We start from the raw sequence: 13,865 nt of genomic DNA on the forward strand, positions 1-13,865 counted from the left end.
TTAGAATCGGTTTAGATATATGGCGCAATTCGGGAAAACGGCCTTCATGAAAGATGCGACGCGAACGGGCGGTTTTTTCGCTGCCTACTTCTTTGGAATTGGCCTGTTTCTGCCGTTTTTTCCGCTAATCCTATCGGCGAACGGCCACGGCCCGGCGGAAATCGGCACGCTTCTGGCCGTCCCCATCGTCGTGCGCCTTTTCGCAAATCCGTTCATGACGAATCTCGCTGACAGATTGCAGGCGACCAAAGGTTCAATCGCGATTTTTGCTGCAGTTTCGGCAATTCTGTTTCTCATTCTCGCGAAGCCTCTCGGTTTCTGGGCGACATTCTTCCTGCTTGCGCTCATCGCCGCCTTCTGGTCGCCGATCCTACCATTGAGCGATGCCATGGCGGTGAACCTCGTGCGCAACCGCCGGGGCGACTACGGCCGCATGCGGCTTTGGGGGTCGATCGCATTCGTGGTGGCGAATCTCGCCGGCGGTGTAATGCTCCAGTATTTTAGCGCCGCATGGCTGATCGGGGGTATCGTTGCCGGGCTCGCCGTGGTTTTCGCCCTTGCCGTCTCGATGCCGGCTTGCAAGATCGATGAAACGGGCGAGGATAACTCCGGCCGGCGCGACGCATCGGTGCTCAAGAGTCCTGTCTTTCTCCTGTTTCTCGCCGCAGCCGGCCTCGTCCAGGCAAGCCATGCCGCCTATTACGGTTTCGGTTCGCTGTACTGGACGCAAAACGGCATCGCGGAAACGGCGGTCGGCGCGCTCTGGATGTTGGGCGTCGTGACCGAAATCCTGCTGTTTTACTTCGCAAGCCGCCTGCAAAGCCGGATATCGCCGGTCGGGTTTCTCCTGATCGGATCGGGGGCGGCGGTTCTCAGATGGCTCATATTCCCCATCGCGACGGATTTCGCCTTTATCGTCGTTTTGCAGGGCCTGCACGGTCTTACCTTCGGGGCAACGCACCTGGGCGCCGTCGGGCTCATCGCAAAGGCGGTTTCAAGTCGCCGCTCCGGCACGGGTCAGGGGCTGTTGTCGACGGCGGTGGGCGGCATGACGGCATTCGCCACGGCCGCGGCCGGGCCGCTCTTCGCCGTTGATCCCGCCACGGCCTTTCAGCTCATGGCCGGGATGTCGGTTGTTGCTTTCCTGCTGATCGCCGGCCTGAATCGCCCGCTTGGCCGAATGCAATCCGCTGCTTGAACAGGTCTTAACCCCAAAGCTCGCGCGAAGGGGGCAAAAGCGTGCTGCCCTCGAAGGAAAGTCCCGGTATTCGATCGCTTGAAAGCAGGAGAGGGGCGTCAAGGTCGACGAAATCGGCACCTTGAGCCGCGATTGCGGCGGGCGCCATGGCAAGCGAAGTGCCGAGCATGCAACCTACCATGACCTTGAAGCCTAGCGCTTTCGCCTCGTCCACCATGACAAGTGCCTCCGTCAGCCCGCCGGTCTTGTCGAGCTTGACGTTGACGGCATCGTAGCGCTCTCTCAAGTCGCCGAGCCCGGCAGAGGTATGGGCGCTTTCGTCCGCACACACGGGTACGGTGCGCTTTATTCGGGCAAGCAGCATGTCGTCGCCCGCCGGTAACGGCTGTTCGATCAGTTCCACCTTCGCGTCTGCACAGGCGGCAAGGTTTTTCTCGAAGGTTTCCGCCGTCCATGCCTCGTTGGCGTCCACGATCAGCCGGGCTTTCGGCGCGGCAGACCTTACCGCGGCAATGCGCTCAGGGTCGCTGTCACCGGCAAGTTTTACCTTCAGCAACGGGCGGGTCTTGGCCTTTTCAGCATCGCTTGCCATTTTTTCAGGAGAGCCAACGCTGATCGTAAAGGCGGTGACGAGCGGGGAAGGCTCCGCGCGACCCAAAAGCGCCGATACGCTTTTGCCGGCGCGCTTGGCCTCGAAGTCCCAAAGCGCGCAGTCGAGCGCGTTTCGCGCAGCCCCCGCCGGCATTGCCAGTTGCAGGCCTGCGCGGTCGAGGCCGTGGGCGAACTCCTTCGCCATCTTCTCGATGTCTGAAATCACCCCGCTCACCGTCTCGCCGTATCGGGGATAGGGCACACATTCGCCGCGGCCGATGCGCGTGCCCTCGCGAAGGGTCACGACGACGACATCCGCATGGGTGCGGCTGCCGCGAGAGATCGTGAAACCGCCCTCGATCGGCCAGCTTTCGGCAACGACGGACAATTCGATCGTCATGGGTTTCCAAACTCCTTGCCGATCCGTTCCACAATCGCTTCCACGCCGAAGCGAACCGGATCGGTCGCAGGCAGACCGTGATCGGCGGACGTCTTTTCAAGAAGCGTCTTCGCTTCGTCTTCGTCCAAGGCGGCGGTATTGATGGCGATGCCGACGCAACGGATCGTCGGATTGGTCAGCTGGCCGCAGCGTATGGTGAGGTCGATCACTTCCTGAATCGAGGCCAGAGGCGTCGCAACGCCTCGCATCGTTTTGCGCGTGGGCTCGTGGCAGACGACGAAGGCATCCGGCTGCGAGCCATGCAGGAGACCAAGGGTAACACCTGCAAACGACGGGTGATAGAGCGAACCCTGCCCCTCGATCACGTCCCAGTGAGCATCATCCGCCTCTGGCGAAATCCATTCCGCCGCCCCGGAAATGAAATCGGCGACCACGGCATCCAGTGCGACGCCGCGCCCGGATATGAAGACGCCGGTCTGTCCGGTTGCGCGGAAATCGGCGTCGAAGCCCTGATCCTTCATGCCTTTTTCAAGGGCGAGCGCGGCATATTTCTTGCCGACGGAACAGTCCGTCCCCACGGTCAGAAGCCGCTTTCCGGAGCGTTTGGTCCCCTTGCCGGTGGCAAATCTTTCAGAGGAATGACGCACGTCGAAAAGCCTGCGCCCGGTGCGCACCGCCGTGTCGCGGATCGCCGGCACATCGCCAAGGCGCATGTGAAGCCCGCTTGCCACATCCATGCCGGCTTCAAGCGCGGCGACGATTGATTCCACCCAATGATCGGGCAGCACACCCCCGGCATTGACCGCGCCGACGACCATTGTCCTCGCGCCTTTGCCCGCCGCCTCGGATGGCGTCATGTCCGGAAGCTTCGCATCGGCCTTGCAACCGTCGAGCCGGAATTGGCCGACACACCATTCCTTTCGCCAGTCGACGATCCCTAGCCCCGTTTTCGCGGCGAGCGCGTCGGGAACGTCTCCCAGAAACAGCAGATAAGGATGAGAGATTTCCATGGGCTGTCTCCTTGCCGCAACGTAAGTCAATTGATTGGCCAAGCGCGCCTGCCAAAACGGGCCGTCGTATAGACGGTGTGGATGCCGGTCAGGTATACGGGTCCATGGGGATTTCGGGCAAGAGGCGGCAATGACCATTCAAGCGGCGCGACCCGCGCCGACCTTGACCACATCGATGGGCGGCGAAAGGATGACGGTTGCCATCGGCGGCGGCTGGACGATCCATGCCAGCCGAGAGATGGAAGACCTCCTCATTGCCCTGAAGCCAGGTGTGTCCGGTTTCGTCACCATCGACATGTCGGGAGTGACCCACCTCGATACGGCGGGTGCCTGGCTTATTCATCGCCTCCAGGGCGATTTCGAATTCAAGGGCTCGCGCGTGGAATTCGTCGGCCTGAGCGACAAGTTCAAATCGCTGGTGGGCGAAATCGAAAGCCACCATCCGCCGACCTGGAAACCGCGCATACGCGGCCGCTCCATCATGGGGCTTCTGGAGGCCACCGGAAGGCAGATGGTCGAGATCGGCAAGGATGTCGTGGCCGTCTGCCATATCGTGGGGTCGCTGGCGGTCGTCCTGTCAGGAATTCTGGTCAATCCACGGAGGCTGAGGGGCATTTCGGTCGCCGTTCAGTTCGATCGTTCGTGCATTGGCGCCGTTCCGATTGTCGCGCTGATGAGTTTTTTGATCGGCGGTATCATTTCCCAGCAGGGCGGCTTTTATCTGCGGACATTCGGCGCTGACCTTTACGTGGTGGACCTTGCCGGAGTGCTGGTTTTGCGTGAAATCGGCGTCCTCCTGACGGCGATCATGGTCGCCGGCCGCTCCGGTTCGGCATTCACGGCCGAACTCGGCTCCATGAAAATGCGCGAGGAAATGGATGCGCTGCATGTCATCGGCCTCAGGGTGACCGAAGTTCTTATTCTGCCGCGGCTTCTGGCGCTGATGATCGCGCTGCCCATCCTGGCGTTCATAGCCGACCTTTCCGCTCTATTCGGATCGGGCCTGGTTACCTGGGCCTATCTTGATATACCGCCGCAAATCTTCATGCAGCGGCTCAATGAGGCCGTTACCCTGGAAACGCTTTGGGTCGGCCTTTTGAAAGCGCCTTTCATGGCGATGATCATCGGGCTGATCGCCTGCGTTGAAGGGTTGAAGGTTTCCGGCTCGGCCGAATCGCTGGGCCTTCACACCACGCTTTCGGTGGTGAAGGCGATCTTCATGGTGATCGTGGTCGACGGGCTGTTCGCCATATTCTTCGCCTCGGTCGGGATTTGAAACGATGCGGGAGGCGGGAGAGCAGGCTTTGAAGCCCGGGCAGCGGAGCGAAATCGAGGTCCTCAAGGCGCGGGGGGTGACGGTGGGCTTCGGCGACAAGCTGGTGCTTGAGAACCTTGACCTCGACGTCTACCGTAGCGAAATCCTTGGCTTCGTGGGCGGATCGGGCACGGGCAAGTCCGTTCTCATGCGCGCAATCCTCGGGCTTGTCGAAAAGCGCGCCGGCAAGATCGAGGTGTTCGGCGAGGATCTGGACAAGACCAGCCCGGAAGAACGCGCGGGGATCGAGCGCCGCTGGGGCGTGCTTTTCCAGCAGGGGGCGCTATTTTCCTCTCTCAACGTGCGCCAGAACATACAAGTCCCCATGCGCGAGCACATGAACATGTCCCAGCGCCTGATGGATGAGATGGCGCTGTTGAAGCTGGAGATGGTTGGTCTTCCCCGCGATGCGGCGGAAAAGGCGCCGTCGGAGCTTTCCGGCGGCATGATCAAGCGTGCAAGCCTGGCGCGTGCGCTGGCGCTCGACCCGGATCTCGTCTTTCTGGACGAGCCGACATCCGGGCTCGACCCGATCGGCGCTGCTGCCTTCGACGACCTTATCAAAAGGCTGCGCGACGCGCTCGGGCTGACGGTCTATATGGTGACGCACGACCTCGACAGCCTGCATTCCATTTGCGACCGCATCGCGGTATTAGGGGAGCGGCGGGTGCTCGTCACGGGGACCATTGACGAAATGATGCAGGTCGACCATCCCTGGGTGAAGGCATACTTCAGAGGCGAGCGGGCCTTGCGCCGGGCGGAACAGGACGAGGTTTGAATGGAGACCCGCGCCAATTACATCGCCATCGGCGCCTTCGTCTTTGCGGTGATCGTCGCAGCCTTCGTGTTCATCTACTGGCTGGGCATTTCCTCCAATGGCACGAAGAACGTCAACATCAAGGTGATCTTTCCCGGCGCGGTTACCGGGCTGTCCACGGGCGGGCAGGTTCTCTACAACGGCATCAAGATCGGCGATGTCGGCAGTCTGGAATTCAACCCGCGCGATCCGAAGGTCGTGGTGGCGACACTGCGGGTCGACCCGAATGCCCCTTTGCGCAAGGACACGAAAGCAACGCTCGGCTTTCAGGGGCTGACCGGGGTTGCCTACGTCGAACTTTCAGGCGGCACGCCGACTTCGCCTTCCCTGTTCGAAACGGCGGATGAAGAAGAGCCGATCCTCTATGCCGAGCGCTCGGCATTCGAGGACATCGTCGAAGGTGCGCGAAACATTCTCGGGAAGGCCGACACAACGCTTGACACGATCGAGGAGGTGATCGCCGGGAACCGGGATGAGATCGACCAGACGATCAAGAACATCAATCAGTTCTCCGAAGCGTTGGCGAAGAATTCCGATGGCGTCGACGAGTTCATGGCATCGGTCGCCGACACCGGTGAGGCCTTGACGAAGCTGTCGAGCCGCCTTGAGGGCCTTGTGGGCAAGGCGGAAACGATCGTGGACGCCGTACCGGCAGACAAAGTGACCGAGATAGTCAACGACGCCGCCGAAATAACTTCGAAGATTTCAGAATCCACCGACGGGCTTTCAAAATTGATCGCCGACTCCGAACAGGCGGCCGAACAGCTGCAGCGCTTCACGGCAGGGCTCAACGAAAGCCTGAAGCAGTTCGACGCCGTACTTGCCGAGGTAGAGCCGGGGGCGGTGCGGGAGATCCTCCAGGGCGTGTCGCAATTCGCGGAAGTGCTGACGAGCCGCAGTGCCGATATCGACAAGGTCGTCGCGTCCACGGCGGCGACGATGGAAAACGTCGAGAAGGTTTCAAAAACGCTGGGCGACCGGCAGGTCCAAATTGCGGAATTTATCGATAGCGCGGCCGCGGCCGGTGAACGGCTGAATTCAACGCTCGAGGGGGCGGGAAAGATCATCGCCACCGTCAATCCGCAAAGCGTTCAGGACATCGTCGAGGGGGCGGCGAGCTTTTCCAAGGTGCTGAGCGAACGCCGCGGCGATATCGACAGGGTCATCGCGTCAGCCGCTTCGTCTATGGACAACATCGAAAAGGTGTCCAAAACCCTTGGCGACCGCGAAGAAGAAATCGGCCGGATCGTGGACAGTGCCGCGGTCGTGGAAGAAAAGCTCGCCCGGTCGCTGGATGAGGCGAACCGGATAATGTCATCGGTGAATTCCGATGAGGTGGCCCGGATCATCGCCTCGCTTGATACGCTGACCTCCGACGTGGCCGGAAAATCGCAGACGATTTCGGCGGCGATCGACGATGCGGGCAAGGCGGCGGCGAATATACGTTCCTTCACCGGCGACATCGAAGGGCGCAAGCCGGATATCGACCAGATCATCACCAACGTGAATGAGCTTTCAAGGAACCTGAATGCCGCGAGCGTGCGGATCCAGGGCGTAATCGACAGGGTCGATGGCATGGTGAGCGGCGACGGCGAGGGCTTCGTTTCGGAAGCGACGAAGGCTGCCACCGCGATTCGCAAGGCAGCCGATATTCTGCAGGAAAATATCGGTCCGATAGCGAATGGGCTGAACAAATTCGCAACGCGCGGATCGGCGGATTTCTCGGCCGCCATGGGCCAGCTCAACAGGACCCTGGTGGAGATTCAGCGAGCAGTGGCTAATATCGACCGCGACCCGAGCCGTGTGATCTTCGGCGGTTCGGATACACCGACATTCGGCGGGGCAAGGCGACGGTGACATCAAGTGCGTTTTGGGGCGTTCGCCGCCGCATTCCGGTGGGCGAAGGGGGGAGAAAAGGCTTAGGCAATCGCCTCGTTGGCGCGTTGGTTGCGAGTGTGCTCGCAACAGGGCTCGCCGCCTGCGCAAGCACAGCGCCGTCCGCGCTTTATGGACTGAACGCTCCGCGAAACGTGGAGGTCGCCGCGGCCCGCAGCAGCCGGCAGATACTTGTGCCGCAGCCTTCCGCGCTGCAGGCGCTCGATACCACCAATATTGCCGTCGTCGATAACGGTCCGGTCTACACCTATTTTCCGCGCGCGGCATGGTCGGACACGCTTCCGAAGGTGGTTCAGGCGAAGATCATCGAAACCCTTGAAAACACCGGCCGCCTTCGCGGCGTCGGGCGGCCGGGCGAGGGGCTTCTGATCGACTATCAGCTGCAGACAGACCTGAGAGCCTTCGAGCTTCGCATCGACGGCCATGACCGGGCATATGTGGAGATCGCGGCGAGGCTGCTTGACGACAGGAGCGGACGAGCACGGGAAAGCCGCGTTTTTTCGGCGGAGGTACCCTCGCGCGGTGTCAATGTGGATCAGGCGGTGGAGGCCATGAATGCAGCGGTCGACCAGGTGTTGAGCGAGATGGCGGCATGGGTGCTGCGTCAGGTCTGAGGCCGCGGGCCAGCCGGGCTTGCCCTCGACGAGATCCGTAAGAAAAGGGGCGCGATCCTGCCGGAACGCGCCCCTTTTCCTTTATAGCGGTTGTGCGTCGCTATCGAATGGAAATTGCCCCCGCCCGGGGCGGGCGAGGGCTTTTCACGGTCAGTCGAGCCTGCCACTCGCGTGGGCGAGCATCGTGTAGACCTTGCCGGTGTCCGACGTCAGGTAGGTCTGGCTCAGCATGCTGTCGCGGTCGTTGCGCGAAACCTGCGCCAGAAGCTGCTCGAAATCGCGGATATACCGGTCGACCGCATCGCGGAATTCCGCGTCCCTTGCATATTTCTGACGGATCTCGTCGAACGTCTGCTGGCCCTGCAGCGTATAGAGCCGGCGGGTGAACACATGCCGCTCGCCGCGCCTGTAACGCTCCCAGAGATCGAGGAAGGTTTCGTGGTCGATCGCGCGGGCGATATCCATCGACAGCGAATTGAGCGATTCAACCATGTGCAACGGAGAACGGCCGTTCGGGCCTTCCTCACCCTTCGGCGCTTCTTCAGGCGCCTCGTCGCGTGAGGCGCGGCGGAGAAGGTCGCTCACCCAGCCGCGGCCCTGCGGGGCCTGGGGCTCGTCCTGGCGGGGCTTGTCGAGGTCGCTCAGGCTCACCTTGCGCGGTTCGGAGCGTTCTTCGCGAGGAGTGGCGGGCGCCTTGGCCGGTTGCGGTTGGGGCGCGGGCTGGCGCTCGCGTGCCGCCGGCTCCGAAGGCGCGCCGTTCGTGGGCCGGGCGGTGGCGGATGCCTGCTGCAACTGAGCCCTTTCACCGGCGCGCGAAACATCCAGCGAGTTGGATTGCTTGGCGACGATATCCGACAGTTCGCCAAGCGCGCGGACCTGTTCGCTTACGATCTTGCGAAGCGCGGCGGTGGATTCCTCCGCCTCTTCCGGAAGATCCAGGATCCCCTGCTTCAGCTCCGCCCGGGTTGCCTCCAGTTCGCGGTGCACATCCTTTGCAACATCGCGCATGCGCGTCGTCGCTTCGGTGAACCTTTCGGAAGCTTCGCCCAGCATCCGCGACATTTCGGCGACGATCTCGTCTTCTGCCGCCTTGATGGATTCGCGTGCCTTCTGCCCCTCGAGCCCGGCCGAACGACGCATGGATTCGAACTGTTCCGTGATTGCCCGCGTCGCCGTTTCGGCGGCGGCGGCCAGCATCGCGGTCACTTCGCGGGTCTTGTCATCGGCCGAATTCAAGGTTGTGGAAAGCTGGTCGGTGAAGCTGCGCATCAAGGTGTCGACAGCCTCGGTTTTCGCCAGCAGCGTATCGGCCACATCTTCGATCGCCGTTCGGCGGTCGGCGATGCGGGCGGAAACGCTGGTATCCGTTTCCTCCAGCTTCTGCGCCGCTTCCGCCAGCTGGCGTCCCTGGTCTTCGAAACGCTGGGCCAGCGCAGTGATATCGGCAAGCACCGTGTTGGAAACGTCGCGCAGCAGGCCGACCTGCTGGTCGATCGTGCCGGTGGACGTGTTGGTTTCCTGAACGGCGCGGTCGACGGCGGTGCGGAACTCTCCGGCACTGCGCGACAGGCCGCTTTCGACCGTCGACAGGTTGATGCCCGCCTGCTCCAGCACCTCGCTCAGCGTGCTGTTCGACTGGTTCAAGCGCTCGAGGATGCCGCTGATGTCCTCTTCCAGCCGCGCCTTGGTCGACTGCAGGATTTCGGCAGCGGAATTGCTGCGTTCTTCCAGCGAGTTGATGATGCTGTCGCCGGCTTCCACCAGGGCCCTGGTCGTTTCCAGGCCCTTGCGGGCGAAGTCGTCTGCGGTTTCCCGACCCTTGACGGTGATCGCTTCGAGTATCGCGGAATGCACCTCCTCGACGCGCATGGTGAGATTGCGGGCACGCTCCTCGATCGTCTCGACAAGGGCGTTGCCGTCCGTGCCGATGAGCCTCGACATCTCCTCGTTGCGTTCGCCAAGCGACTTGTTGAGCTCATCCGCCTGCGAAAGAAGGTTTGCGGCGACCGCATTGCCGCGCTGCGAGAGCATGTCCGCGGCTTCGCGCACGGCTTCGGAAATGCGCCCACGCACGTCGTCCGTCTCGCCGGAGATGAGATTGCGGATTTCTTCCGTCGCGCGGCCGAGGATCAGTCGTGCCTGTTCGCTTTCCGCCGACAGCGCGCCGGAAAGTTCCGCGACAGTGCGCGACAGGTCGGTGCGGGCCTTTTCGGTCTCCCCGCCCAGCGATTCCGACATTTCAGCGAGCGTTCCGACATAGAGCGCGCGCGCCTTCTCGCTTTCCGCGGCAAGGCTGCGGGCGGCCTCGTTGACGGCGGTAAAGACAAGATCGCGCACCTGCTGGCTTTCGCCGGAAAGGGCGCTTGTCGCCTGGGTAATCGCCTGGGTGACCGATTCCGCGGCCTTGGCGCTTTCGCCCTGCAGGACGCCGCGCGCCTCGCCGATGGAACCGAGAATGATCTCGCGCAAACGGCCGCTCTCTTCGCCGAGTTTTTCCGTGGCATCGTTCACGGAAGTGTCGACGATCATGCGCAGCCTTTCGCCTTCGCCGCCGAGACGTGCCGTCGCATCGTTGATCGAAGCGTCCACGATTTCACGCAGCCTTTCGCCTTCGCCGGAAAGCGAGCCGGAAACCCTGTCGATGGTCTGCGAGGCGATGCCGATGACGTCGGTGACCGCAACACGGGCCTTTTCGGTTTCGGAAGACAGCGTGCCGGAAATCGCCGCAAGGCGTTCGGACAGGATCTGCTCGAGCTTGCCGGCTCTGCTGTCGAGGGTTTCCGCCACTTCGAACACTTTCGCGCCGAGAGAGACGTTGATCTCCGCCACGCGGTCGGACAGTGAGTCCGTGAGTTCCTGGCTTTGCCTGGCCAGCACGGTGCCGGCCGCATCGAGCCGTTCGTCAAGCGCGCTCGCCATTTCGTTCTGGCCTGCGACAAAGGCGGAGGCGATTTCGCGGGTGCGGGCGATCAGCGTTTCGCTGATCTGGCGCCCGCGCGCATCGAGAGCCTGGTCGATCCGCTCCGCGCCCGAGGACATGGTTTCGGCAAGATGCGTCGTCTTGTCGGTCAGGGCCGTCGCCGCGTTTTCGACCTTTTCGCCGATCGATTTCTCGAATGCGGAGAGATGTTGCTCTATGGAAACGCCGATCTCGTCGGACCGCCGCGTCAGGCTGCGGCCGATCGCTTCCGCGCGATTGCCGAGGCTCGCGCCGACCTCGTCGACCTTGGCCGAAAGATGTTCGGTGATCGCTTCGGTGCGCGTTTCCAGAATATTGGTAAGAGCCTGTGTCTTGCTTTCGAGCGCTTCGGACAGGGCGGATGTGCGGCCTTCCAGCGCTTCCGAAAGGGCGTTGGTCCGCCCTTCGATTGCTTCGCTCAGGGTCGCCGTGCGCTCCTGCATTGCGGCTTCGAAGGTGGCGGTGCGCTGGTTGAGCGTCATGTCCAGCGTCTCGATACGCCCGTCGAGAGCCTGGCCGAGCGTGCTCGTACGCTCGGCCAAGGTGGTGTCGATCGCCTTGACGCGGCCTTCAAGCGTGCCGTCGAGGGCCGAAAGGCGTGCTTCGAAGGTTTCGTCGATTGCTTTTGCACGTCCTTCAAGGGTCTCACCGAGCGCCGACAGGCGCATGCCGAAAGTTTCGTCGATAACGCGCGTGCGTCCGTCGAGCGTGTCGTCGAGGCGCGCAAGGCGGACATCGAAGGATTCGTCGATGTGTGAAATTCGGCTGTCGAGTGTATCGGACAGGGCGGCCGTACGTTCGCCGAACTTCGTGTCGACATACTGAATACGGCTATCGAGCGTTTCTCCGATCGCGCTGGTGCGCTCGTCGAAGGCGGAGATCAAACGGTCTCCGCGTTCGCCGACGATGCTTTCAAGCTGTTCAAGCCGCGTGCCGAGGCTCGCCTGCAGCGCATTGCTGCGTTCCTCGAGCGTGCCTGTGAAGCGCTCGCCCGCGGCGATAATTTCCTGCGAGGCCTTCGACCCGCGCGAGCCGATAAGTTCGGCAAGGTCCGTGCCGGTCTGAGCCAGTTTCTGCCCGATCGCGACGGTTTGCTCGGAAAGCGTGCCGGATATTTGGCCCGATGCGCCTTCCAGCGTTTCGCGGAAGAGGTTGGTCTGGCCTTCGATCAGCTCGGCGATCTCTTTTCCGCGCAGGTTGAGACGGTTGTCGAGCGTCTCGCCGTTTACGGAGATCGCCTCGTGGATGCGTTCGCCGACCTGATCGAGACGGTTGGCAAGTTCGGTGCCGCGCACGGATATCGTATCGGTAAGGCTCGCCGCCGTTTCGTCGAGTTTCGTTGCGATCTCGCCGCCACGCAGCGAAAGATCAACGACGATGGATTCCCCCGTGCCGCGCAGGATTTCCGCGACTTCGCTCGTGCGGCTCGACAGGGTCTCGATGATCTCCGTACCCTTGTGCGCGATCGCATGGGCAACATCCTCTCCGCGCCGGGAGATGCTGTCGACCACCTGCTCGCGCGTGGTGGAAAGGGACTGGTCGAGGGCGGTGACGCGGGTGTCGATCGTCGACATCAGTTCTTGGGTGCGCCCGGTGATCGTGTCGATCAGGCGCCCGCTCGTCAGCGACAGGCTGGAGGTGATCTCCTCGCTGCGTTCGGTGATGGCGGTTTCGACCGATGTGCCCGTCGCGGCGATCTGGTCGGTCAGTTCCTTGCCGCGCACCGAAAGCGCCTCGGTCAGGGAAGACGACGTCGTAGACAGCGTATCGTTGATTTCCTGTCCGCGCTGGGACAGCGTCTCGATGAAGCCGCTTGCGGTGTTGGCGAAGCGGCTGTTTATGTCGTCGCCGCGCGCGGCCAGCGTTTCCGTCAGTTCCGCGCTCGTGCGATTCATCGTGTCGACGAGTTCGGAGCCTGTGCTCGTCAGGCGCGCCACATAGTCGGAGCTGCGCGACGTCAGGCTGTCAATGAGTTCCGCACCGGCCGCGTTGAAGGTTTCGGTGATGTTGGACACGCGGGAATCGACTGTCGATGTCAGTTCCCCGACCCGCTCCTCGATCGCGCCGGTCAGGCGCGCGGTCGCCGCGTCGACGGAATTGTCGAATTTCTGCGTCGTCGTGTCGAGTTGCTCGGCAAGCGCTTCGTGAGCGCCAGCCAGCGCGTCGCGTACGCGGTCTGCATTGGTTATCACCGCTTCGCGCTGGGTGACGAGTTCCTCGATCAACGACCGGATCTTCAGTTCGTTATCGTTATAGGAGCGTTCGAGCGAGGAAACCTCGTTGTGCACGAGAACCTCAAGCTCGCTTGCGCGCGCGATCGCCCGTTCAATACCGTCGCCCATCGCGGCGACCTCGCGCCGGATTGCCTGGCCGACGCTCAGGATCGATTCCTTGGCGATGTCTTCCGGTTCGGCGAGGCGCAGGGCGACCTCGGTCATGCCGCGGGCGACATTGCGCATCTCCTGCGCACGCCAAATCATCATCGCCATGACCCAGAAAAAGACGATTGGCACGCCGACGGCGACCAGCGAAAGCAACAGCCCCGGCGCCTTGGCGAGATCGGCAAGGCTCGTTATTGCGGCGGCTTCGGTTTCGAACGCGGAAAGCGCGAGCATGGTGCCGATCCCGCCCCAGATGGCGCTGAGCAGGAGGGCGATCCAGAAGGGGGTGGAGGACGGGCGGCGCTGAAGCGAATAGATCAGGTTGCCGATCGATCTGCGGTCGTCGTTCGCAGCCGATGTCGGCCGTCCGCCGCCACGTCCGCGCCGCCGGCGCTGAGGCTGCTGCGGTGCCTGCTCGTCGGCCGGTTCCTCGGCCGCCGGCTTATCCGCCGGTTTGTCGGCGCTTTCGGGCGCTCGAGCTTCGGGGGCGGCTTCGCTCGCGCTCGCTTCCGCCTCTTGCGAAGTGTCGTCCGGTCCGCCGAAATCGATTTTCAGCGCCTCTTCAACAGCCGAAAGGGCCGCTTCCGCCGGATCTTTCATCTTCGGGGGATTTGCCATCTGTCGTTGCCTCGCGTCCGTACTCTCAACTCACCGGCCGCCGCAGCTTATACCGAGTCGTGCTGC

The 13,865-nt window shown here is 62.5% G+C and carries 8 protein-coding genes; 5 read left to right on the forward strand and 3 right to left on the reverse strand.

The window, feature by feature from the left end; all coding sequences use genetic code 11:
- The first annotated feature begins 46 nt into the window (after positions 1 to 46).
- A complete protein-coding gene (locus HPQ64_RS09790) occupies positions 47 to 1,198 on the forward strand; it encodes an MFS transporter (protein ID WP_172888155.1) in 1,152 nt (383 codons plus the stop codon).
- 7 nt (positions 1,199 to 1,205) lie between these two features.
- Here HPQ64_RS09790 and dgcA read toward each other — a convergent pair whose 3' ends face one another.
- Positions 1,206 to 2,189, reverse strand: coding sequence for an N-acetyl-D-Glu racemase DgcA (dgcA, locus tag HPQ64_RS09795; RefSeq protein ID WP_172888156.1), 984 nt, complete (start codon positions 2,187 to 2,189; stop codon positions 1,206 to 1,208).
- Positions 2,186 to 3,199 (reverse strand): N-acetyltransferase DgcN, encoded by a 1,014-nt coding sequence (gene dgcN / locus HPQ64_RS09800; protein ID WP_172888157.1) that lies wholly within the window; start codon positions 3,197 to 3,199, stop codon positions 2,186 to 2,188. Before dgcN ends, dgcA begins: the two co-directional genes overlap by 4 nt.
- Positions 3,200 to 3,329: 130 nt before the next feature.
- Here dgcN and HPQ64_RS09805 point away from each other — a divergent pair, with 130 nt between their 5' ends.
- The 4 genes from HPQ64_RS09805 to HPQ64_RS09820 are packed head-to-tail and all read left to right on the forward strand — an operon-like array spanning position 3,330 to position 7,841.
- Entirely contained in the window at positions 3,330 to 4,475 is a 1,146-nt protein-coding gene (locus HPQ64_RS09805) for an ABC transporter permease (protein ID WP_210260144.1), read from the forward strand.
- Positions 4,476 to 4,479: 4 nt separating this feature from the next.
- A complete protein-coding gene (locus tag HPQ64_RS09810; RefSeq protein WP_172888158.1) occupies positions 4,480 to 5,292 on the forward strand; it encodes an ABC transporter ATP-binding protein in 813 nt (270 codons plus the stop codon).
- Complete coding sequence (locus HPQ64_RS09815; protein WP_172888159.1) at positions 5,293 to 7,188, forward strand: MCE family protein; 1,896 nt, start codon at positions 5,293 to 5,295, stop codon at positions 7,186 to 7,188.
- Positions 7,185 to 7,841, forward strand: a complete 657-nt coding sequence (locus HPQ64_RS09820) for an ABC-type transport auxiliary lipoprotein family protein (RefSeq protein ID WP_210260145.1) — start codon at positions 7,185 to 7,187, stop codon at positions 7,839 to 7,841. Before HPQ64_RS09815 ends, HPQ64_RS09820 begins: the two co-directional genes overlap by 4 nt.
- Before the next feature lie 150 nt (positions 7,842 to 7,991).
- On the opposite strand, the gene HPQ64_RS09825 is transcribed toward HPQ64_RS09820, so the two are convergent.
- Positions 7,992 to 13,799: an apolipoprotein A-IV repeat region-like domain-containing protein gene (locus HPQ64_RS09825; protein WP_172888160.1), complete on the reverse strand. Its 5,808-nt coding sequence runs from the start codon at positions 13,797 to 13,799 to the stop codon at positions 7,992 to 7,994.
- Positions 13,800 to 13,865: the final 66 nt, after the last annotated feature.

It is taken from the genome of Hongsoonwoonella zoysiae (assembly GCF_013266695.1).
GTDB lineage: Bacteria > Pseudomonadota > Alphaproteobacteria > Rhizobiales > Stappiaceae > Hongsoonwoonella > Hongsoonwoonella zoysiae.